The organism is Herbaspirillum sp. AP02 (assembly GCF_015767275.1).
Classification (GTDB): Bacteria; Pseudomonadota; Gammaproteobacteria; order Burkholderiales; family Burkholderiaceae_D; genus Herbaspirillum.
In genome coordinates this window covers 1-20,881 of the sequence record NZ_JADWMY010000002.1, presented here as the reverse complement: position 1 = coordinate 20,881, position 20,881 = coordinate 1, and the positions used below count along the sequence as shown (strand labels likewise).

The 20,881-nt window shown below is 59.1% G+C and carries 19 protein-coding genes; 12 read left to right on the top strand and 7 right to left on the bottom strand.

What is annotated here, in order from left to right; translation table 11 throughout:
• Positions 1 to 327: 327 nt before the first annotated feature.
• The 4 genes from I5R65_RS24465 to I5R65_RS06015 all read left to right on the top strand — a co-directional run bounded on the left by I5R65_RS24465 (position 328) and on the right by I5R65_RS06015 (position 3,598).
• A complete protein-coding gene (locus tag I5R65_RS24465; RefSeq protein WP_180665394.1) occupies positions 328 to 669 on the top strand; it encodes a helix-turn-helix transcriptional regulator in 342 nt (113 codons plus the stop codon).
• 430 nt (positions 670 to 1,099) lie between these two features.
• Positions 1,100 to 1,873 (top strand): HNH endonuclease, encoded by a 774-nt coding sequence (locus I5R65_RS06025; protein ID WP_180665392.1) that lies wholly within the window; start codon positions 1,100 to 1,102, stop codon positions 1,871 to 1,873.
• Positions 1,874 to 2,047: 174 nt separating this feature from the next.
• A protein-coding gene (locus tag I5R65_RS06020) for an IS3 family transposase (protein ID WP_180665390.1) occupies positions 2,048 to 3,282 on the top strand; the annotation gives its coding sequence in 2 pieces (ribosomal slippage) (positions 2,048 to 2,408 and positions 2,408 to 3,282; 1,236 coding nt in all).
• Between the two features lie 79 nt (positions 3,283 to 3,361).
• A complete protein-coding gene (locus I5R65_RS06015; RefSeq protein ID WP_180665388.1) occupies positions 3,362 to 3,598 on the top strand; it encodes a hypothetical protein in 237 nt (78 codons plus the stop codon).
• A 36-nt stretch (positions 3,599 to 3,634) separates the two neighbouring features.
• On the opposite strand, the gene I5R65_RS06010 is transcribed toward I5R65_RS06015, so the two are convergent.
• From I5R65_RS06010 to I5R65_RS05990, 5 genes are all read right to left on the bottom strand, one after another.
• On the bottom strand, positions 3,635 to 4,600 hold the full coding sequence (locus I5R65_RS06010) for a hypothetical protein (RefSeq protein WP_180665386.1): 966 nt from the start codon (positions 4,598 to 4,600) through the stop codon (positions 3,635 to 3,637).
• 534 nt (positions 4,601 to 5,134) lie between these two features.
• A complete protein-coding gene (locus I5R65_RS06005; protein WP_180665384.1) occupies positions 5,135 to 5,866 on the bottom strand; it encodes a substrate-binding domain-containing protein in 732 nt (243 codons plus the stop codon).
• A gap of 247 nt (positions 5,867 to 6,113) precedes the next feature.
• Positions 6,114 to 7,958 carry a DNA helicase RecQ gene (gene recQ / locus I5R65_RS06000; protein ID WP_180665382.1) on the bottom strand — a complete coding sequence of 615 codons (1,845 nt, stop codon included), beginning with the start codon at positions 7,956 to 7,958 and terminating at the stop codon, positions 6,114 to 6,116.
• A gap of 38 nt (positions 7,959 to 7,996) precedes the next feature.
• Positions 7,997 to 8,869 (bottom strand): undecaprenyl-diphosphate phosphatase, encoded by an 873-nt coding sequence (locus I5R65_RS05995; protein ID WP_180665380.1) that lies wholly within the window; start codon positions 8,867 to 8,869, stop codon positions 7,997 to 7,999.
• A 126-nt stretch (positions 8,870 to 8,995) separates the two neighbouring features.
• Positions 8,996 to 9,850 carry an undecaprenyl-diphosphate phosphatase gene (locus I5R65_RS05990; RefSeq protein ID WP_180665378.1) on the bottom strand — a complete coding sequence of 285 codons (855 nt, stop codon included), beginning with the start codon at positions 9,848 to 9,850 and terminating at the stop codon, positions 8,996 to 8,998.
• 297 nt (positions 9,851 to 10,147) lie between these two features.
• Between I5R65_RS05990 and arsC the strand changes: the two genes are divergently transcribed.
• Together arsC and I5R65_RS05980 are read left to right on the top strand one after the other, a co-directional pair.
• Positions 10,148 to 10,501 carry an arsenate reductase (glutaredoxin) gene (arsC, locus tag I5R65_RS05985; RefSeq protein ID WP_180665377.1) on the top strand — a complete coding sequence of 118 codons (354 nt, stop codon included), beginning with the start codon at positions 10,148 to 10,150 and terminating at the stop codon, positions 10,499 to 10,501.
• Between the two features lie 145 nt (positions 10,502 to 10,646).
• Entirely contained in the window at positions 10,647 to 10,814 is a 168-nt protein-coding gene (locus I5R65_RS05980) for a hypothetical protein (protein WP_180665376.1), read from the top strand.
• Here the strand turns inward: I5R65_RS05980 and I5R65_RS05975 are convergent.
• Positions 10,811 to 11,086, bottom strand: a complete 276-nt coding sequence (locus I5R65_RS05975) for a YkgJ family cysteine cluster protein (RefSeq protein WP_180665375.1) — start codon at positions 11,084 to 11,086, stop codon at positions 10,811 to 10,813. The two genes, I5R65_RS05980 and I5R65_RS05975, sit on opposite strands and share 4 nt — an antisense overlap.
• Positions 11,087 to 11,248: 162 nt before the next feature.
• Here I5R65_RS05975 and I5R65_RS05970 point away from each other — a divergent pair, with 162 nt between their 5' ends.
• The 3 genes from I5R65_RS05970 to I5R65_RS05960 all read left to right on the top strand — a co-directional run bounded on the left by I5R65_RS05970 (position 11,249) and on the right by I5R65_RS05960 (position 13,071).
• The gene (locus I5R65_RS05970; RefSeq protein WP_180665373.1) at positions 11,249 to 11,878 is read left to right on the top strand and encodes a TetR/AcrR family transcriptional regulator; all 630 of its coding nucleotides are present in this window, start codon (positions 11,249 to 11,251) and stop codon (positions 11,876 to 11,878) included.
• 186 nt (positions 11,879 to 12,064) lie between these two features.
• Positions 12,065 to 12,730, top strand: coding sequence for a protein-L-isoaspartate O-methyltransferase (locus tag I5R65_RS05965; protein ID WP_180665372.1), 666 nt, complete (start codon positions 12,065 to 12,067; stop codon positions 12,728 to 12,730).
• 17 nt (positions 12,731 to 12,747) lie between these two features.
• On the top strand, positions 12,748 to 13,071 hold the full coding sequence (locus I5R65_RS05960) for a rhodanese-like domain-containing protein (protein ID WP_180665371.1): 324 nt from the start codon (positions 12,748 to 12,750) through the stop codon (positions 13,069 to 13,071).
• 107 nt (positions 13,072 to 13,178) lie between these two features.
• On the opposite strand, the gene I5R65_RS05955 is transcribed toward I5R65_RS05960, so the two are convergent.
• Positions 13,179 to 13,829, bottom strand: a complete 651-nt coding sequence (locus I5R65_RS05955; protein ID WP_180665370.1) for a TetR family transcriptional regulator — start codon at positions 13,827 to 13,829, stop codon at positions 13,179 to 13,181.
• Positions 13,830 to 14,419: 590 nt separating this feature from the next.
• Between I5R65_RS05955 and I5R65_RS05950 the strand changes: the two genes are divergently transcribed.
• Genes I5R65_RS05950 through I5R65_RS05940 form a run of 3 tightly spaced genes read left to right on the top strand, consistent with a single transcriptional unit; the run spans position 14,420 to position 20,239 of the window.
• Positions 14,420 to 15,628: an efflux RND transporter periplasmic adaptor subunit gene (locus tag I5R65_RS05950; protein WP_180665369.1), complete on the top strand. Its 1,209-nt coding sequence runs from the start codon at positions 14,420 to 14,422 to the stop codon at positions 15,626 to 15,628.
• An 11-nt stretch (positions 15,629 to 15,639) separates the two neighbouring features.
• Positions 15,640 to 18,795: an efflux RND transporter permease subunit gene (locus I5R65_RS05945; RefSeq protein WP_180665368.1), complete on the top strand. Its 3,156-nt coding sequence runs from the start codon at positions 15,640 to 15,642 to the stop codon at positions 18,793 to 18,795.
• Entirely contained in the window at positions 18,788 to 20,239 is a 1,452-nt protein-coding gene (locus tag I5R65_RS05940) for an efflux transporter outer membrane subunit (RefSeq protein WP_305037723.1), read from the top strand. The genes I5R65_RS05945 and I5R65_RS05940 overlap by 8 nt, the downstream gene beginning before the upstream one ends.
• Positions 20,240 to 20,881 lie beyond the last annotated feature (642 nt).

Here is a 20,881-nt window from a genome sequence, read left to right as displayed (position 1 = left end):
TTACAAGGACTTCTAGCAGTTGATCAACGTCGCTGCTGTAGTTAGCGCCGCCAATTACATAACCCTCATCAAATCGGAAATCGGTCTGGCAATACGGGCACTTCCGCGCGAAGGGGGAAATCGCGCTTCTGCATATGGAACATTCTGCGGTCACAATAGGCTCCTTCTGTCCTCAAGTATCTTCACCGGGGGAGGCGTACCAGGCAACTAGACATACGCCACAAACTACAGCCCTAATATGCCTATTGTAGGCATATTGTGATATTACATATTTTGCTGCCCTGGGACAACATAACTTGCATTTTCTATGCAAATTATGTTTATCTCATGAGCAACGATATTGCCGTTCGGATCGGAAGAAACATCGCTGAAGCTCGTAAGGCACGGGGTCGCACGCAAGCAGAGGTGGCCGAAGCCGTAGGAATGGACACCGTGTCGCTCTCACGCATAGAGCGAGGTGTGGTTACGGCTGGGGTGCCCACGCTGGATAGAATCGCTGCAGAGTTGAGCGTGCCCCTGGGAGGTTTATTTGATGGCGTATCAGCTAACTCCTCGACACTGGCAGATAGCATCATCGCTCAGTTGGTCCCCCTACATGACGAGGATCGCCTCTTCTTGATGGAACAATTACAAGTGTGGGCGAAGCAACTAGCGAAGCGTCGGAAGTAGACGTTCATTCAGGTCCAGAGGAGTAAATCTTCCAGAGGTCGTTTAATAACTCGATATCCGGATGCCTAGTTTCGAAGCCGGGGATGTCTTCGAATGCGGCAAGGGCGATTTCGACGAAGCTGAAATAATCTAAATCGGTGCCGCTGTTACACCGGATTGTCTCTGCGAGACTTTTCTTTTCGGTAGCTCGGAGTACGTCCATCTCGACAATCGAAATTAAATATTAGCAAGCATCACTCACGTTTTGTTGTCAGACAACGCTGAATGCGTAAGCCCTTTCCGACGACTACAAACACCAATTTGGCATTTTTCTGGTAGTAGAATCTTCATAGCCCTCAACTGCTCGGACGCAGCATTTAGCTGCTTGACGTACCCGTTCAACGTACCCGGTGTCGGCACCGATTTGCCGGATGGATTGGAGGAAACACGGATGGTGATTCGCAAGGAAAAACAAATACTCCGAGATCACGTGGAGAAAGCAGCGGCGTTTTGGGAAAAAAATCCGGGCTACAAGGGATTTCGTGACAGCACGAAATATGATGTATGGGTCGGGGGGAAGCCTTATCCGCCAAAGGCAATAGCTGCGATATCAAGCAAGTTCGCTGGCCTTAACGAAATGGAACCCTCAGATTTTGCCGGAGCCAAAGATGGGAAGTGGCACAGGCTTTTACGGTCGCTTGGTTTTCTTATCGTGCCGAAAGGAACTGTCGCCACACCAGTTTCAGAAATAGGCGAGAGCGCATTCATTGAGTCAGATATCGAGGAAATTGATCGAACGCATCAAGATAATCCGACCGTTAGAGCGACTCTCGTAATGGCGAGATTGGGACAGGGAAAGTATCGAAAAGAACTTCTAGCGCTATGGGATGGAAAATGTGCTGTGACAGGTTGTGCCGTAAGTGAGGTGCTTCGCGCATCTCACGCAAAGCCATGGCGTATTTCTGATGATGGTGAGCGTCTTGATCCATATAATGGATTGCCACTCGTTGCGAATCTAGATGCTTTGTTTGATGCAGGGCTCATTGGCTTCGACGACGACGGGAAGATGCACATATCTGAACAGCTGAAAGAAGGAAAAATGCTGCTCGATGGTATCCCTCGGCATCTCCGTAATCCGCCCAATGCAAAACAGGCTAGCTATCTAGCCGAACATTTGGAGAATGTTTTCCAGCATGAAGAAGTGAAGCTCTTTGCTGATTTCTAGAAAAACTAATAGCGGGATGCAGGCCGGCCTATCGCGGTGCATCTCTGCTAGTTTATGGGCTGTTGTCTACTAAGAACTTCGTGTGAATTGTTAATTAATGCGGGATTTGGTACCAGTGGAATAGCCCCTTGAATCTCAGGACACGAAGACTCTCTTAAAATAGAGGATAGTCTTATGACCAGTTTTACGACTAGGCAAACCGTGGACCACATCGAGATTCTGACCGAGCCGGAGCGTCGCAGAAGACGCACGCCCCAAGAGAAAATAGCCATCGTTCAGGAGACCTTGGCTCCTGGAGCCTCCGTATCAGCCGTTGCCCGGCGACACGGGGTGAACGCGAACCAGGTGTTTGGTTGGCGCAAGCAATACCAGGAAGGCAGTCTGACCGCCGTCAAGGCTGGGGAGACAGTAGTGCCGGCCTCGGAGCTGGCTGCGGCCATCAAGGAAATCAAAGAACTGCAGCGGCTATTGGGCAAGAAGACCATGGAGAACGAGATTCTGCGCGAGGCCGTCGAATGGGGCCGGTCAAAAAACCTGATTGCGCGCTCGCCCTTGCTGCCGGAGGACGACCAATGAAAGCGGTCTGTGACGTTCTCGGTGTGGCGCGCTCTGCAGTGGCAGTAAAACGAGCCCGGAGCCCGGAATGGCGAGATGGCCGTAGTGCTCGCAAAGTCGACGACAGCGGCTTGCTCGAAGAGATTGAGCTGCATGCCGCGAGCTTGCCGAGCTATGGCTATCGCCGCATCTGGGCCTTGCTGCGACGTAGCCGGGAATCCCTGGGACAGGCGTGCGTGAACCATAAACGGGTCTATCGCGTCATGCGAGAGCACGCGTTGCTGCTGCGCCGACCCGGTGTGAGACGAGACAATCGACGCCACGATGGTCGTGTAGCGGTCAAGCAAAGTAATGCGCGCTGGTGTTCGGACGGCTTCGAATTCCGTTGTGATGACGGGTCTGCATTGCGAGTGACGTTTGCGCTGGATTGTTGTGACCGTGAGGCCATCAGCTGGGCGGCCACTACCGGTGGGCATAGCGGGGATGTCGTGCGCGACGTGATGCTGGCTGCCGTAGAGCAGCGGTTTGGGAGCACGCAGACTCCAGAGGTGATTGAATGGCTCAGCGACAACGGCTCGGCCTACATCGACCATCGCACACGCAGCTTCGCGCGCGAGCTGGGACTGGAGCCCTTGACCACGCCCGTGCGCTCGCCACAGAGTAACGGCATGGCGGAGCGGTTCGTAAAAACGATGAAGCATGATTACATCGCCTTCATGGATAAGCCCGATGTGCCCACGGCGCTCACGCATCTGGCCTCTGCCTTCGAGCAATACAATGAGTACCATCCGCACAAGGCCCTGAAATACCGCTCGCCTCGCGAGTTCAGACGGGCTGTAGCATCAGTAACTTAACGATGTCTGAGTGTCCTGAATTGCGGGGGCAACTACAACCAGTTAACGCGCAGATTCCATGTAAGCAGGGAGGTGTAAGGTGGAAAAATATATTCGAGAAGGAGCTGCTGCCTACTACTCGCAACAAGGTGGATATAAAAACCCATATCAGCATGGTTCCGAAGAGTTCAATGCGTTCGAACGTGGATGGATGCAGTCTTTGAAAAAAGATGATGCACAGCTGGTATCGCGTGCCAAATCACATTCTGCATCACCAAGAAAAGCATATTCATCAAATGAAGATGCAGCAAAGACCTATAAGAGCAGAAAGGGGTAGCTAGCATGTGTCCAGCCCTTAGAGGTGAAATGCACGTTAGTCATCTTTTTCATCACGCTTAATCATGAAACCCTTGGGCTTAGCAAGTTCGCAAAATTCTTCGGCAGAATATTTCATAACTAAGGCGGCAACTCCGCCAGCTAGCATCGGTAAGCCAATGCGAAAATCGTTAAAGGTCGTAATAACAGCAGCAGAAAAATAGCCCTTATTGAAAACTTCAGGTGTTTGTTTCGACCAAAGTTTAAAAATCGGGCTGGATGGTTTGCAGAAGGTCTTCCATGCGATTCTTCGTAGCATCGAGAATGCTGTCTTGCCGATCTTCTGGCGCTCTTGAGCGTTGGGAGGTGCAGCGAGCAGTTTTCTGTCTGGCGCTGGCAGTCTCAATATTGAGAACTGATGCACGTCATTCAGAAGCTCAATACTACTTGTTGGCACCGTAGATCCGATTATCTCAAGGATTTTTGCTTCATCCTGGCTTTGAATAAGCCTAATAGCTTCGGCCTGAATTTCGTCGACTTTTAAAGTGCTATCTGCAGTCCCGATGAGTTCCGAGAGGATGCATTCCTCCTCAATTCTAGAAATCAGTCGCTGCTGAAATTGATGACGGGTCACGTCCGAAGTGATGTTGTTTATTTTCAGAATTACTTCTGCGATTGCCGCTTTTGCGGAAGCAACCTTTTTTTGTCGCAAATAGACTATCGCCAAAAGTCCGCCCGCTTCGAGCGCAATACGCGTAGAAGGAGAGGCTAGTTGGCTGATTCCAATTAGGCCTTTTTCGGCAATATTTAGTCTGTTCGCGTCAATACAAGCTTCGAAGAGCCAAAGTTTGGCTCGAAGCAAACGATGATGTTTCCTATCCTGTGGAAAAAGATCTTGAATTTTCGACGCCAATTCAATCGCTAAATCAACCTCTGATTTTGCAACTGCTGCTTGAAGTTGCTTTTCCAGTGGCCGTAGGACGGCCAGTTGAGCATCGGTAAGTTTTGTCGAGCGCATGTTCATCGGAGCTACTGATATTTTTTATCGGATGAAACTTTGTTGATGAAAATCTTCAGATGTGAGTTCGTTGATTGAATAGCATACAGTATCGAAACCACGAATCCGATCTCCACGATTACAAGTGTCGCATATGGCTACCTCCGAAAGGTGCGACAAGAAAGTCTACGATGAAAACTCAGATGGGCGATTTCGAGAGGAAATCGCGATTTGGATGGAATGGGCGATGATTTGAAGACGAGAAACCGCGCACGTTTGCGACATGATTTCCATTGAGTGAGCTTGGGAAGCTTCTGCTCTACCATTGAGCTACACCCGCGTGTGGGTGGGCATTATACCGGGTTACGAGGGGTCTTTTCCAGCATCCGGGATTAACCAAGGGGAGGATTGACGAGAAGCCTGCGTCGTCATGACCACGGTGAAGCTGTTCATCATGCAGGGATTTGCACATGCTTGATCTGATGGAAACGGTTCGCTACCTCACAGGGCTGGCCCGACGATCAGTGGCGCATGGTGATGCTAAATTGGGCCCACCTCCCGTCAGCGATCCTCAGGGGACAACCCATGCTCCTCAATCGCCTTGCGCGCCGCCGGCTCCGCAAACATCGTCAGAAAGGCGCGCGCGGCGACAGCAGAAGCAGAGTGAGCACCCACTGCACCAGCATAGACGGTGTAGTTCTGGATGGCGGCGGGTAAGGGACCGACCAGGTGGGCGCCTTTGACCTGCAGGATTTCGCTCTGCTGATGCAGTGCCAGCGCGGCGCTGCCATCGACCAGCTTTTCGGCCACCAGACCGCCGGGTACCAGGACTTCCTTGGCATGCATCTGGGCGGCGATGCCGAGTTTTTCAAACAGCTTTTCCAGATAGATCCCGCTTGACCCTCCGGCCTTGGGATCGATCAGCGCCACCGAGGGCGCGTCCAGCAATGCCTTCCTGAACTGGGCGACGGTGGCGATGGCCGGCGACGGGGCGCCCTGCTTTACCGCAACCGCGATGCCCACGCGCGCAATCGGGCGGCTGCTTGCCAGGTTGAGATAGCCATCCTTGCCCAGGCCATCCAATACGCCGTCTGGCAGGACGGCCACGTCAAAAGAGGCGCCTGAGCGGACACGTTTGTCCATGACGCCGGCAGTGGCGTTTTCCACTGTCACATGGATGCCGCTGCGCCGTTCGAGGTCGGCTGCCACGGTGCGGACGACGGGAGCAATGGCGCCGGCAGCAAGGATCTTGAGATCGTCGGCCGCGGCGGGCAGTGCGATCAGGACGGACAAGGCGGCGGCTACAAGAAGCGGGAGACAGAACGGGCGCACGATTTCTCCAGAGGTGGAAGTGCAGCGGATGGGAACAGCGGAAGGAAGACAGAAAGCGCGTCGGCGCTGATTATACGACGCGTGAAGATGGGGCGTTTGCGCCCTGCCGACAGGCCGTGCATGAAGACGGCCTGTGGCTTGGAAGTACACCGGCGGACACCGGATTGCCTCTGGGGTGGCGACAATTTCGATCTATCGCCCTACCCGCTCAGGCCTGCATCTCCGCAATCAATGCAATGATCTGCTCACCGTAGGTTTCCAGCTTCTTCTCACCCACGCCGGTGACGTGACGCAGGTCGTCCAGCGATTGCGGTCGTGCCTTGGCGATTTCGCGCATGGTCGCATCGTGGAAGATGACATAGGCCGGTACGTTGTGGGCGCGCGCGGTTTCGACGCGCCACCAACGCAGCTTTTCGAAGAGCGCCTGTTCTTCGGTGTTGAGATCGGTCTCGACGAAACTGGAACGCTGGGAGCTGCGCTTGGCCTTTTCCGGCTTGCGGTAACGGCGCAATTGGACCGGCTGTTCGCCGCGCAGCACCGGGCGGGCGGCCTCGGTGAGCTTGAGGGCGCTGTAGTTCTCGGCATCCACCGTCAACAGGCCCAGGGCGATGACCTGGCGCAGGATGGCGCGCCATTCGGCTTCGCCACGATCACTGCCGACGCCGAAGACGGAGAGCTGGTCGTGCCGCCACTGCTTGACGCGCTCGCCATCGATACCGCGCAGTACCTCGATCACATGGCCTGGCGCAAAGCGCTGGTCGACCCGATAGACGGTGGAGAGGAGTTTCTGCACCTCGACGGTGGCATCGAAGGACACCGGGGGCGTGAGGCAGGTGTCGCAGTTGCCGCAGGGGCCGGACTTCTCGCCGAAGTAATCGAGCAGGTGCATACGCCGGCAGTGCAGGGTTTCGCACAAGGACAGCATGGCGTCGAGCTTGGTGCTCTGTACCCGCTTGAAGGTGTCGTCGGCTTCGGATTCGTCGATCATGCGGCGCTGTTGCACCACGTCCTGCAGTCCGTAGGCCATCCAGGCATCGGCGGGCTGGCCGTCGCGGCCGGCGCGGCCGGTTTCCTGGTAGTAGCCTTCCACGCTCTTGGGAAGATCCAGGTGACAGACAAAGCGCACGTCGGGCTTGTCGATACCCATGCCGAAGGCGATGGTGGCGACCATCACGATCCGGTCCTCGCGCAGGAAACGTGCCTGGTTGGCGGTGCGCAGCGCGTAATCCATCCCCGCATGATAGGCCAGCGCATCGATGCCTTCGCCGCGCAGGAACTCGGCGGTTTCCTCGACCTTCTTGCGGGAGAGGCAGTAGACGATGCCGGCGTCGTCGGGGTGTTCGCTCTTGATGAAGTCCAGCAGCTGCTTGCGACCGTTGGCCTTTTCCACGATCTGGTAGCGGATGTTGGGGCGATCGAAGGAAGAGACGAACTGGCGTGCATCTTCCAGCTGCAGGCGATGGATGATTTCTTCGCGGGTCTGCTGGTCGGCGGTGGCCGTCAGGGCGATGCGCGGCACCTGCGGGAAGCGCTCGTGCAGCACCGACAGCTTGATGTATTCCGGCCGGAAATCGTGGCCCCATTGGGAGACGCAGTGCGCTTCGTCGATGGCGAAGAGGGAGATGCGGGAGGATTCGAGCAGCTCCAGGCAGCGCGGCGTCATCAGCCGCTCGGGGGCGACATAGAGCAGGTCGAGGTCGCCCTGGCGCAGGCGGCGCTCGATCTGCATGGCTTCGTCGAAGCTTTGGGTGGAATTGAGGAAGGCAGCGCGCACGCCAACTTCGGCCAGGGCATCCACCTGGTCCTGCATGAGCGCAATCAGCGGCGAGACCACCACGCCGGTACCTGCGCGCAGCAAGGCCGGCACCTGGTAGCACAGCGACTTGCCGCCGCCGGTGGGCATGAGCACCAGGGCATCACCGCCGCCGGCGACGTGCTGGACGATCTCGCCCTGATGACCGCGAAAGGACGAATAACCGAACACCGTCTCCAGCACATGCAATGCACGTTCTTGCTGGGTGGCGCCGGCGGGCAGGGAATCGAAATCGACCATGGAAAAACCTGAAGCTGCTGCGTAGCGAAGGCGCTATTTTATTGCAGCCAGCCTCGCGACACTGCAAACAGCAGGAAAACACCCAGTACAGCTCGATAGATGATGAAGGGCCACGTGGAGAAACGCTCCAGGAATTTCATCAAACCCCAGATGGCGGCAAAGGCCGAGACGCTCGCCACGGCCAGGCCGAACAGCAGCACTCCCCAGGCTTCCAGGGGGATGTGTGCGTGCAGCAGCACCACCAGTTCCTTCAGGCCAGCCAGGGCGATGGCCGGCAGCCCGAGCAGGAAGGAGAAGCGTGCGGCTTCTTCCCGACGGAAATTGAGGAACAGCGCTGCCGTGAGCGTGGAACCGGAGCGGGAAACACCCGGGATCAGCGCGCCGACCTGGGCCAGGCCGACGATGAGGGCATCGCGCAGGCGCATCTGGTCGACGCTGCGGCGATGCCGGCAGACCAGTTCGGAGAGCGCCAGCAGCAGCGCCATGGCGATGCAGGACCAGCCGATCACGGACAGGCTGCGCAGCGGCGAGCCGCAGGCGTTGAGGACGTGCGATAGCGCCAGGCCGGCAATGCCGATGGGAATGGTGGCCAGGATGATGGCCACGGCCAGCTTGAACATGGGGTCACTGAAATCGCGACGGCGCCAGGCCGCCAGGCTGCCACCAGTGACGGCCGCGACATCGCGCCGGAAGTAGCTGATCACGGCTGCCAGGGCTGCCAGTTGCATGGCGGCCGAGAAGGCCGAACCCGGGTCCTGCCAGCCGAGAAAGGCGGGCACGATGCGCATGTGGGCGGTCGAGGAAATGGGGAGCAGTTCGGTGATGCCCTGGACGATGCCGAGGAAACCGATCTGTGCGTAGCTCAGGGAGGCAAAGCCGATATCAAGCCCGGCGCTGCAGACGTTGGCCATGGAGTGTGCTCTGAAGGGGGTGGCGAAAGAGAGTTGTGAACGCCGCCGGCGTCGAGGCCGGCGGCGGGTGCTGCAGTGTACCGCGCCACGGAAGGCGCTGGCTGACGGGGTCCTGACGACGACGCTTTACTCGACCCAGGCCACCACGCCGGTATAGGAGGTGACCAGCACGATGATGCCGAAGACGATGCGATACCAGGCGAAGATCGTGAAGTCGTGCGAGCTGATGTAGCGCAGCAACCAGCGTACGCACAGGAAGGCGGAGACGAAGGCGGCCACCGTGCCCACCGTGAACAGCGGGACATCGGCCGCCGACAACAGCGCGCGCTCCTTGTAGAGCGAATAGAGGGTGGCGGCAAACAGGGTCGGTATGGCCAGGAAGAAGGAAAACTCGGTGGCGGCCTTGCGCGACAGGCCGAACATCATGCCGCCGATGATGGTAGCGCCGGAGCGGCTGGTGCCGGGGATCAGGGCGAAGGCCTGGGCGATGCCGACCTTCAGCGCGTCCAGCGGGGTCATGTCGTCCACGGTTTCGACCCGGGCCGAGGCCATGCTCATGCGATCCTTGTTGCGGCGCTCCACCCACAGGATGATCAGGCCGCCGACGATGAAGGCAATGGCCACCGAGACCGGATTAAACAGCACTTCCTTGATACGGCGACTGAACAAAAAGCCCAGGATGGCGGCCGGCAGGAAGGCGATGATCAGGTTGATGACCAGGCGCTGCGCCTTGCGGTCGGTGAACATGCCGGTGAGGACCGTGGCGATGCGCACGCGATATTCCCAGCACACTGCCAGGATGGCGCCGGCCTGGATCACGATTTCGAAGACGTCGGCTTTTTCCTTGGAGAAAGAGGGGCCGGTGAATTCCAGGAGGCTGTTGGCCAGGATCAGGTGGCCGGTGGAGGAGATGGGCAGGAATTCGGTCAGGCCTTCGACAATGCCCATGATGAGCGCCTTGAGCGCGAGGATGGTATCCATACGGTAGCTGGGGGTGGCTTTTTCTGAGGAGTTGAAGGGAAATGGCGCTGACGACGCAGATTTATCCGCGAAATCGATACCGATATGGCCGGAATCGTGCAAATGCACCGCCAACAAGTCACATCGGCAAGCCAGCATCGGTGCAAACCGGCGTTTCGACCGCGCCAAGGTGAAAAAAGTGCAGTCGGTGCACTGCAACAAAGTCGGATTCTACCTTAGCAACGTAACAAAACTCGCGTTTTCCTGCTGCGATAACGCGTTACCATGCGGTTTTTTCATTCATCCATCGGGATTCGCATGAGCACTTTTACCATCTATCACAACCCGCGCTGCGGCACCTCGCGCAATGTGCTGCAGGGCCTGCGCGACGGCGGTGTGGAGCCGACCATCATCGAATACCTGAAGAACCCGCCTGACCGCGCCACCTTGAAGCAGTTGATCGCTGCCATGGGCGTGCCGGTGCGCGAGGTGGTGCGAACCAAGGAAGCGCTGTACCAGGAGCTGGGGCTGGATGCTGCGGACGTGACCGATGAACAGCTGATCGATGCCATGCTGGAGCATCCCGTGCTGATCAACCGCCCCATCGTCGTCGCCCCCAAGGGAACGATGCTGGTGCGTCCCAGCGAACGGCTGGCGGAAATCTTTCCCTGACCTGCCTGACATTTCCTGAACGCAATCAAGAGGCATCGGGACGGTATCCGCACCGTATCGGCAGTCATTTGGACTCAATCGCGCTATACTTGGCTGATCCGTGGTACAACGCGGGAGTTCTCTCCCCATCGAATCAGGAGCAGCGGTGCATCATCGACACGAAGAAAGTACTGCCGATCTGAAGGAGCTGACGACCATCGCTCCAATCAGCCGAGAAGCCCATGCCGCACACCTCAAAGAAAAGGTGGATACGCGGCGCCTCATTGAAGATATCCGCGACGAAGCGCGACGGCGGCGCGAAGAGGCCTTTTAACCGGCGACAGATAAGGGCTCGGGCGCCGTCAGCGCCTCCAGCCGGGTAAGCCAGGCAATGGCCTGGCTACGGTCGTCGCCGCACATTTCTGCGGAGGGCTGCAGTCCTGCGCAGAACGCCGGCCGTCCAGGTTGTCCAAAAATCTTGCAGCGCATGTCCTGACCCAGTTGCACGCATGGCACGTTGGCCGGCTTGCCCTCGGGCATGCCGGGAATCGGGCTGGTGATGGAGGGGGCAATGCAGCAGGCGCCGCAGGCGTCTCGGCACTTCATCTAGCTTCCTGGTGGTGGGACGGTGGGCCTGCATTGTAGTGCATCACCACCGCCAACGACCTGCCTACGGCAATCGCAATGGATGACGCCACCTTGCGCCAACGGCTTGACGCCAGCGCGGCTTGCCACTTACAGTGCCCCGTCCCGGTAATTTTGTTTCTCATGTCTGCATCGGCCAAAGAACCGCGTTGGGAACGACGCAAGCAGGATCGCCCCCAGGAGTTGCTGGCGGCGGCCCTGGAATTGTTCGTGGAGCGCGGCTATGCAGCGACCCGTCTGGAAGACGTGGCCACCCGCGCCGGGGTTTCCAAGGGCACCCTCTATCTCTATTTCGACGGCAAGGAAAGTCTCTTCAAGGCGGTGGTGCGCACCAGCATGCTGCCCTTGCTGGATCAGGCCGAGGCGCGCATCGATGGCCATGCCGGCAGCAGCGCCGACCTGCTGCGCGATCTGATCATGCACTGGTGGGAGGCAGCCTCGCACTCGGGCGTGATGGGCATCGCCAAGCTGATGATGGCCGAATCCGGCAATTTCCCCGAACTTGCACGCTTCTACCATGAGGAAATCACCGCCCGTGGCGACGCCACGGTGGTTCGCGTATTGGAACGCGGCATGGCGCGCGGGGAATTCAGACGCATCGACGCGGAAGCGATGAAAAAGGTCATCGTCGCCCCGGTGGTCATGCTGATGCTGTGGGATCAGTCGCTGGCGCCCTGTGCGGTGGCGCCCATCGATCCACGTTGCTATCTGGAGAACATGATCGACCTCTGCCTCAATGGGCTCATGGCGTGAGTTGCGGACGGCAGAATACCGCCATCTTTCTGCGCCAGCACCGGATGCACTCGCATTGCACTGAGGAAAACCCGCAACAGAAGGCCCGCCTACCGCTTTTTCCCGCCATAGATGGGCTGATTAGCTGGGCGGTGTTTGATAAAATGCTGCCTTTCCGTCGCTACTAGATTAGATCGAGCCACCGCCATGAATATCGAACAAGCCCGCTTCAACATGATCGAACAGCAAATCCGTCCCTGGAATGTGCTGGCGCAGGATGTGCTGGACCTGCTGATGGTCGTCAAGCGTGAAGAATTCGTCCCGGCCGCCTGTCGCAGCCTGGCTTTCTTCGACACCGAGATCCCCCTGCCCGGCGGCGAGAACATGCTGGCGCCCAAGATCGAGGCGCGCATGCTGCAGGAAGCCAACGTCAAGAAGCATGAATACGTGCTGGAAATCGGCGCCGGCTCGGGCTATATGGCGGCACTGCTGGCGCATAAGGCGCGTCACGTCACCACTGTGGAAATCTCGCCCGAACTGAAGGCACTGGCCGAGCAGAACCTGGCCGACTATGGCGTGGCCAACGTCGATGTGCAACTGGGCAACGGCGCCCAGGGCTGGACAGGTGCCGATGGCAAGGCCGGTGAATATGACGTGATCGTCATTTCCGGTTCGCTGCCGATGCTGCCGGAAGCATTCGGCAAGCAACTGAAGGTGGGCGGTCGCCTGCTGGCCATCGTCGGCTCCGCACCGGTGATGGAGTTGCAACTGATCACCCGCACCTCGGAACATGTGTTTGAAACCGTGAACATCGTGGAAACTCTGGCCAAGCCGCTGCATGCGGCGCTGGTGCCGTCCCACTTCACGTTCTGACCTTACAGGAAAGCATCATGGAGCATATCTCTGCCCCGGAACTGGCCGCCTGGATCAATGATCCGGACCGCCCCACGCCTCTGCTGCTGGATGTGCGCGAACCCTGGGAACACCAGACCTGCCATATCGCCGGCACGCAACTGGTACCGATGAACACCATTCCCGGCCGTTTTTCCGAGCTCGACGAAGAACAGCCGGTGGTGTGCATCTGCCACCATGGCGGACGTAGCATGCAGGTCGCGGCTTTCCTGGAGCGCCAGGGCTTTACCAAGGTCATCAACCTGAGCGGCGGTGTCCACGCCTGGGCCTCGCAGGTCGATCCTACGATGCCGACCTACTGAGCCGGTACTCCCTCCCGTCCATGCGGACCGGTCAGATCGGACCGCATGGCGTGGCAAGGCGGTCTTTCTCCTTCCCTGGCCTCCCCGGCCGCCCGTCCCTACCTCACTCAGCGCTCCGCTGCCGGCACTTTCTGCAGCGAGGGTGCAGCCTTCAGCGCGTACAGGGATGCAGCCAGTACGCGCTCGCCTTCCACAACCAGATCGAAACTCTCCGGTGAAAAGAACCAGTCCGTCAGCAGGCCGCTGAAGGTCGCATGAGCCATCAAGCAGGCCAGGCGGATATCCAGCGTGGCCGGTAACTGTCCGCGCGCCACCGCATTGCCGAGAATCTGCTCCAGCCGCAACATGCCATCGACGTGACACTCGCGCTGACGGATCAAAATGGGATCGTGAGCATCGGCGAATTCGCACTTGTTGAAGATGATGTCGAACACGCGCCGGCAACGCTCATCGGTCGCCGCCATGGTCAATACATAGATGCCGCTGCGCAGGAACTGTCCGAGCGGATCGGCCACCTGCGGGCTGGCGTTTTCCTCCAGTACGGCCTCCATCGGCAAGCGCACCCGTTCGCACATGGCATCGAACAGGTCGCTCTTGTTCTTGAAATGCCAGTAGATCGCACCGCGCGTGACATCGGCCGCCTTGGCCACATCAGCCAGCGAAGTCTGCGACACGCCGCGCTCATGGAATACCTGCTCGGCTGCATCGAGAATGCGGGCACGCGTTTCCAGTGCTTCTTCCTTGGTGGAACGGGCCATCTCAGCCACCTCCGGCAAGAACCCGGATACCACCATCCGAGGGAATGGAGAGCAAGGATTGCTGCATGAGCACATATTCAGAGTGCGCAGAACGCATGTGAAGCATTGTGCTTAAGCAGAAACTGTCATGGAATAGAAAGAATTCGTCGTACACAATATTGGGCCATCGGTTTCGTCTCACCCAAGGCCCGTGCGTAGCGACGGGCAATGCGGAAGAGCTCGGTTTCAACCCTGCGGAAACGGTATCAGAGTGCCTTCTGCAGGAAAATGCAAGGAATCGCTCATATTTTGCTACGCCGTTTCGAACAAGTTTGTTAAATTAATGTGATGTTTTAGAGAAATACATACATACATGAATGTATGTATAATAGCATCCGCTCCAAGCCCCTGTCGTAAGTCATCTGCAAAAATTCGTCGCCCTCGCCGACAAGCGGGCGGGGAATTTCTCGCATTGCAACAATGCCTCATCCTGCCGTCCCGCCAATTCCTGCCGGCGACGTCGGGCGCAGCATCATCGTCCTTACCGGTTTTACCGAATTCGTTTCATCGCCGCCCTGGCGGCTTCAACTTTACTTTCGTGCGAGATATCTATGAGCTCAGTCAGTCGTTTCACGCGCCTCACCATGACCGTCGCCATTGCCGCTGCGCTGGTCGCCTGCGGACAAAAACCCGCCGCCCAAGGCGGCCAGATGCCGCCGGCCGAGGTGTCGGTGGTGACTATCGCCCCGCAACGCGTGGCCATTACCAATGAACTGCCTGGCCGGGTGGAAGCCTTCCGCGTGGCGCAAGTGCGCGCACGGGTGGCCGGTATCGTGCAAAAGCGCGTCTTCAAGGAAGGCAGCGAAGTCAAGGAAGGCCAGGTCCTGTTCAAGATCGATCCGGCCCAGTACAAGGCTAGCCTGGAAAGCGCGCAAGCCACGCTGGCGCGCGCCCAGGCCAATCTGACGCAGACCTCGCTGACCGCGCAACGCTACAAGCCGCTGGTGGAAGTCAACGCCGTCTCCAAGCAGGAATATGACAACGCGGTCGCCGCCCAGAAACAGGCCGAAGCCGATGTGGCCTCCGGCAAGGCTGCCGTGCAGACCGCCAGCCTGAATCTGGGCTACGCCACCGTGACCTCACCCATCTCCGGCCGCATCGGTCGTGCACTGGTGACCGAGGGCGCGCTGGTGGGTCAGGGCGATGCGACGCAGCTGGCGCTGGTGCAGCAGCTCGATCCGGTCTATGTCAACGTGACCCAGTCCAGTGCAGACCTCTTGAAGCTGCAGCAGGCCATGGCGGCAGGCCAGCTGAAGAGCGTGGGCGAGAACAAGGCCAGCGTGACCCTGGTGCTGGAAAACGGCCAAGCCTATGAACAACCTGGGAAGCTGCTGTTCTCCGACATCAGCGTGGACGAGAGCACCGGTTCGGTCTCGCTGCGCGCCGAGTTCCCCAACCCCAAGCGCCTGCTGCTGCCGGGTACCTATGTGCGTACCAAGATCGAGCAGGCAGTGGACGAACAGGCCCTGCTGGTGCCGCAACAGGCTGTGATGCGCGATGCCGGCGGCTCGTCGGTGCTGGTGGTCAATGCCGAGAACAAGGTCGAGCCGCGTCCGGTCAAGACGGGCGGCGCGCGTGGCAATAACTGGCAGGTCCTGGATGGCCTGAAGGAAGGTGACCGCGTGATCGTGGAGGGCCTGCAGAAGGTCCGCCCGGGCGCTTCGGTCAAACCGGTGCAATGGAATCCCGCGGGCGCTCCCGCACAAGCGCAAGGCCAGCCGGCCAAGCAGGACCCGAGCGCCCAACCGAAAGCTAACTAAGAGGCTGCCAGATGGGAAAGTTTTTTATTGATCGCCCCGTATTCGCGTGGGTGCTAGCGATCTTCATCATGTTGGCCGGTGCGCTGGCCATTACCGGCCTGCCGGTGTCGCAGTACCCCAACATTGCGCCGCCGACCATCGTGGTCACGGCGACCTATCCGGGCGCGACCGCGCAGACCCTGGACGATTCGGTGACCAGCCTGATCGAACAGGAAATGAACGGCGCCGATGGCCTGCAATACATCGAGTCGCAAAGCCAGGCCAATGGCCAGGTGCAGATCACCATCACCTTCTCGCCGGAAACCAATCCGGACCTGGCGGCGGTGGATGTGCAGAACCGCTTGAAGCGCGTCGAGGCCCGCTTGCCGGCCGCCGTGACGCAACAGGGCGTGCAGGTGACCAAGTCGCGTTCCAACTTCCTGCTCTTCATCGGTCTTTCCTCGACCGACGGCAAGCTCGATCCGGTGGCGCTGGGTGACTATCTGTCGCGTAACGTCCTCAACGAAATCAAGCGTGTCCCCGGCGTCGGCCAGGCACAGCTGTTCGGTACCGAGCGCGCCATGCGCATCTGGATCGATCCGAACAAGCTGATCGGCCTGAACCTGACTCCGGCTGACGTGACCGCAGCCATCCAGGCACAGAACGCGCTGGTGGCCGGCGGTACACTGGGTGCCCTGCCCAGCCCGGGCACCCAGCAGATCGCAGCCACCGTGGTGGTGAACGGTCAGCTGACTTCGCCCGAGCAGTTCGGCAACATCGTGCTGCGCGCCAATGCCAATGGTTCGTCGGTGCGCCTGCGCGATGTCGCCCGGGTCGAGGTCGGTGGCCAGAGCTATGACACCTCCGGTCGCCTGGACGGCAAGCCCTCGTCCTTCATCGGCGTGCAGCTCTCGCCCACGGCCAATGCGCTGGGTACCGCCACCGCCGTACACAAGAAGATGGATGAGCTGGCCAAGTACTTCCCGACCGGCGTGAAGTACACCATCCCCTACGACACCTCCAAGTTCGTCAAGATCTCGATCGAGGAAGTGGTCAAGACCCTGATCGAAGCAATCGTGCTGGTGTTCCTGGTGATGTTCCTGTTCCTGCAGAACATCCGTTACACCATCATCCCCACCATTGTGGTGCCGGTGGCGCTGTTGGGTACCTTTGCCACGCTGCTGCTGTTCGGCTTCTCGATCAACGTGCTGACCATGTTCGGCATGGTGCTGGCCATCGGTATCCTGGTGGACGATGCGATCGTGGTGGTGGAAAACGTCGAACGCATCATGAGCGAGGAAGGTCTCGCGCCGGCAGACGCGACCCGCAAGGCCATGGGCCAGATCAGCGGCGCGCTGATCGGTATCACCCTGGTGCTGATCGCGGTGTTCATCCCGATGGCTTTCTTCGGCGGCGCCGTGGGAGCAATCTATCGACAGTTCTCGCTGTCGATGGTGGCTTCGATGGTGTTCTCGGTGCTGATGGCCTTCACGCTGACGCCAGCGCTGTGCGCCACCATCCTCAAGCCGGTCGAAAAGGGACATCACCACGAAAAGAAGGGCTTCTTCGGCTGGTTCAACCGCAAGTTCAACAGCACCGCCGCGGGCTACCAGGGCGTGATCGCCCGCATGCTGAACAAGGCTGGCCGCTACATGATCGTCTATGTCGTGATCGTGGCCTGCGTGGGCTTGCTGTACGTGCGCCTGCCCGCGTCCTTCCTGCCCAATGAAGACCAGGGCTACATCATCACCAACGTCCAGTTGCCGCCGGGTGCAAGCACGGCGCGCACCATCGAGGTGGTCAAGAAGATCGAGGAGTACTACCTCAAGGACCCGGCAGTGGAACACGCTATCGCCGTGCTTGGCTTCTCGTTCTCGGGTAATGGGCAGAATGCGGCACTGGTGTTTACCCCGCTGAAGGACTGGTCCGAACGCGACAAGTCGCAGTCGGCCGACGCCGTCGCGGGCAAGGCCTTCGGTGCGTTCTCGAAGATCAAGGATGCGATCGTGTTCCCGCTGAACCCGCCGCCGATCCCGGAACTGGGTAATGCCACCGGCTTCACCTTCCGTCTGCAGGATCGCGCCGGGATGGGCCATACCGCGCTGGTGCAGGCCCGCAACCAGATTCTGGGGATGGCTGCGCAGAGCAAGGTGCTGGCCGGGGTGCGCCCGGAAGGTCTGGAAGATGCGCCACAGTTGCAACTGGACATCGACCGCGACAAGGCCAACGCCCTGGGCGTGCCGTTCTCGGCGATCAACAGCGTGCTGTCCACGGCGCTGGGCTCGTCCTATGTGAACGACTTCCCCAACCTGGGTCGTCAACAGCGTGTGATCGTGCAGGCTGACGCCACCCGTCGTCTGCAACCGGAAGACCTGACCAACCTGTACGCCCGCAATTCCAATGGCGGCATGGTTCCGTTCTCCGCCTTCGTCACTGCGAAATGGATCAATGGTCCGGTACAACTGATCCGCTACAACGGCTACCCGGCCATGAAGATCGCCGGTGGCGCTGCTCCTGGCCGCAGTACCGGTGAGGCGATGGCGGAACTGGAATCCTTCGTGGCCAAGCTGCCACCGGGCTTCGGCTTCGAATGGACTGGTCAGTCGCTGGAAGAAAAGACCTCCGGCAACCAGGCTCCTGCCCTGTACGCACTGTCGCTGATCGCGGTGTTCCTGGTGCTGGCGGCGCTGTATGAAAGCACCTCCATCCCGCTGGCGGTGATGCTGGTGGTGCCGCTGGGTATCCTGGGTGCACTGCTGGGCGTGACGCTGCGTGCCATGCCCAACGACGTGTACTTCAAGGTGGGCATGATCGCAGTGGTGGGTCTGTCGGCCAAGAACGCGATCCTGATCATCGAGTTCGCCAAGGATCTGCAGGCGCAGGGCAAGGGGTTGATCGAGGCAACGCTTGAGGCGGTTCACCTGCGTTTCCGTCCGATCATCATGACCTCGCTGGCCTTCATCCTCGGCGTGCTGCCGCTGGCGATTGCCTCTGGCGCCGGCTCTGCCAGCCAGCGCGCCATCGGTACCGGTGTGATGGGCGGCATGATCACGGCGACCGTACTGGCGGTGTTCCTGGTGCCGATCTTCTTCGTGGTCGTGCGCAAGATTTTCAAGGGTAGCGATCGTCAGCGCAAGTTCGACACTGACCATTCGCCCAAGATCAATGTGGAGAACAACAATGGCTAATCTGTCGTTGCCGCGCTCACCGCGCCTGCTGCAAATGTGCGCAGCGCTGCTGGTGGCCGGCGTCCTGGGGGGCTGCTCGCTGGCTCCCACCTATGAACGTCCGCAAGCGCCGGTGGAAACCGGCTATCCGGCTGACGCCGCAGGCCGCGCCGAACTGCAGGCCGTCAATCTGGGCTGGCGCCAGTTCTTCCCCGACCAGCGGCTGCAGCAGCTGATCGCCGCGGCGCTCGAGAACAACCGCGATCTGCGTACGGCAGTCCTCAACATCGAGCAAGCGCGTGCGCAATATCAGATCGCCCGCGCCGATCTGCTGCCCAACCTGAACGTTAGCGGCAATGCTGCGCGTACCCGTACGGCGGCCAGCCAGTCGCTGACCGGCCAGCCGGTGATCAGCAACAGCTATCAGGTGGGACTGGCGGTACCGGCGTACGAACTGGATTTCTTCGGTCGCGTGCGCAATCTCAAGGATGCGGCACTGGCCAGCTATCTGAGTACCGAAGAGGCGCAGAAGTCGGCACAGATCAGCTTGGTGGCGCAAGTGGCACAGGCCTACCTGTCTGAGCGCTCCTATGCCGAACAGCTGCAACTGGCCAATGACACCCTGAGGTCGCGGGAATCCAATCTGGACCTGGCGCAGAAGCGTTTCGATGTGGGTGCCAGCTCGGCCCTGGATTTCCGCTTGACGCAGACGCTGGTGGAGTCGGCTCGCGTAGCCAAGGCACAGCTGGAACGTCAGCGTGCGCAAGCCGAGAATGCCCTCACGCTGCTGGTCGGCAAGAAGGTCGGTGACTTACCGCCGGCGCAACTGCTGTCGGATGAAAAGATCGTGACCGATATCCCGGCGGGCCTGCCGTCGGAGCTGTTGACCAATCGTCCCGACATCCGTTCGGCCGAACAGAGCCTGCTGGCAGCCAATGCGAATATCGGCGCGGCCCGCGCTGCGTTCTTCCCACGTATTTCTCTGACCGGCAGTTTTGGCAGCGCCAGCAATACCCTGGGCGGTCTGTTCGAAAGCGGTTCGGGTGCCTGGAGCTTCGGTCCCTCGTTATCGCTGCCCATCTTCGATTTCGGCCGGAATAGCGCCAATCTGGACTTGACCGAGGTGCGCAAGAACCTGGCCGTGGTGACCTACGAAAAGACCATCCAGACTGCTTTCCGGGAAGTTGCGGATGCGCTGGTTGCGCGGGGCAGCCTGGAGGACCAGGTCAAGGCCCAGGAGGCCTTCCTGGCAGCCCAGCAAGAGCGTTTGAAACTGACTGATCTGCGTTTCAAGAACGGGATTGCCTCTTCACTGGATCAGCTCGATGCGCAGCGTGATCTCTTCTCTGCGCAGCAGGCCTTGATCCAGGCGCGCCAACTGCGGTTGAACAATGCCATCGATCTGTACAAGGCACTGGGCGGCGGCATCAATGAAAACACATTGAATGTGGCATCCAAGCAGTAAGGTTGTGCAATGACCTGCTGAGATCGTGTTGGGATGAAATGTAGAAAAGCCGGCATCGCCGGCTTTTTTATCGTCTTGTGTTTTGTATTCTGTGTGGTGTGTTGTGTTGTGTGTGTGTGTGTTGAGGGGCTGGCATCTGGCTGAGATCCCCCCGCTCAATCAGCGGTCGATCAGGTCATCAGCGGTGCGCGTCGAAGTACGCGTTTCGGGATGTGGATAAGATAAACCTGGCGCAATGTCGTACGCCACCTTGTTCATAAATCTAAGTCTTCTCATCCGAAGAGCCTCACCGGACCCCACTTTACGCCTTGTTTGCGCACGGAATACTAAGTTTTTGATGCGATGTTGTGCAACCGATGAGTCTGAGCGATGACGCAGCAGGCTGTGGACAAGATATCCAACAGAAGGACTTTATCGTTCGGTCGACTTACCCTGCGCGATCCAGACACCGACGTTTCCAAACACAAACATGGTGTGGTCCGCAGACGGTGATCGATGAGTCAGTTCAGCTTTTTTCGTGCGAGCGCCAGCAGGCGAAGTGATGGTTGAGGCTGCGTTACCGCGTTAGCTGCGCACTTGGGCGCGGCCCGGCTTTGCTGCTCGGGAGCGTGATGCTTGTCGATGCACGCACGCATGGGCGGG

What these genes read in the sequence shown, in the direction of transcription:
- I5R65_RS24465 (WP_180665394.1), top strand. Translation starts at nt 328, where the DNA reads ATGAGCAACGATATTGCCGTTCGGATCGGAAGAAACATCGCTGAAGCT.
- I5R65_RS06025 (WP_180665392.1), top strand. Translation starts at nt 1,100, where the DNA reads ATGGTGATTCGCAAGGAAAAACAAATACTCCGAGATCACGTGGAGAAA.
- I5R65_RS06010 (WP_180665386.1), bottom strand. Translation starts at nt 4,600, where the DNA reads ATGAACATGCGCTCGACAAAACTTACCGATGCTCAACTGGCCGTCCTA.
- recQ (WP_180665382.1), bottom strand. Translation starts at nt 7,958, where the DNA reads ATGGTCGATTTCGATTCCCTGCCCGCCGGCGCCACCCAGCAAGAACGT.
- I5R65_RS05995 (WP_180665380.1), bottom strand. Translation starts at nt 8,869, where the DNA reads ATGGCCAACGTCTGCAGCGCCGGGCTTGATATCGGCTTTGCCTCCCTG.
- I5R65_RS05990 (WP_180665378.1), bottom strand. Translation starts at nt 9,850, where the DNA reads ATGGATACCATCCTCGCGCTCAAGGCGCTCATCATGGGCATTGTCGAA.
- arsC (WP_180665377.1), top strand. Translation starts at nt 10,148, where the DNA reads ATGAGCACTTTTACCATCTATCACAACCCGCGCTGCGGCACCTCGCGC.
- I5R65_RS05975 (WP_180665375.1), bottom strand. Translation starts at nt 11,086, where the DNA reads ATGAAGTGCCGAGACGCCTGCGGCGCCTGCTGCATTGCCCCCTCCATC.
- I5R65_RS05970 (WP_180665373.1), top strand. Translation starts at nt 11,249, where the DNA reads ATGTCTGCATCGGCCAAAGAACCGCGTTGGGAACGACGCAAGCAGGAT.
- I5R65_RS05965 (WP_180665372.1), top strand. Translation starts at nt 12,065, where the DNA reads ATGAATATCGAACAAGCCCGCTTCAACATGATCGAACAGCAAATCCGT.
- I5R65_RS05960 (WP_180665371.1), top strand. Translation starts at nt 12,748, where the DNA reads ATGGAGCATATCTCTGCCCCGGAACTGGCCGCCTGGATCAATGATCCG.
- I5R65_RS05955 (WP_180665370.1), bottom strand. Translation starts at nt 13,829, where the DNA reads ATGGCCCGTTCCACCAAGGAAGAAGCACTGGAAACGCGTGCCCGCATT.
- I5R65_RS05950 (WP_180665369.1), top strand. Translation starts at nt 14,420, where the DNA reads ATGAGCTCAGTCAGTCGTTTCACGCGCCTCACCATGACCGTCGCCATT.
- I5R65_RS05945 (WP_180665368.1), top strand. Translation starts at nt 15,640, where the DNA reads ATGGGAAAGTTTTTTATTGATCGCCCCGTATTCGCGTGGGTGCTAGCG.
- I5R65_RS05940 (WP_305037723.1), top strand. Translation starts at nt 18,788, where the DNA reads ATGGCTAATCTGTCGTTGCCGCGCTCACCGCGCCTGCTGCAAATGTGC.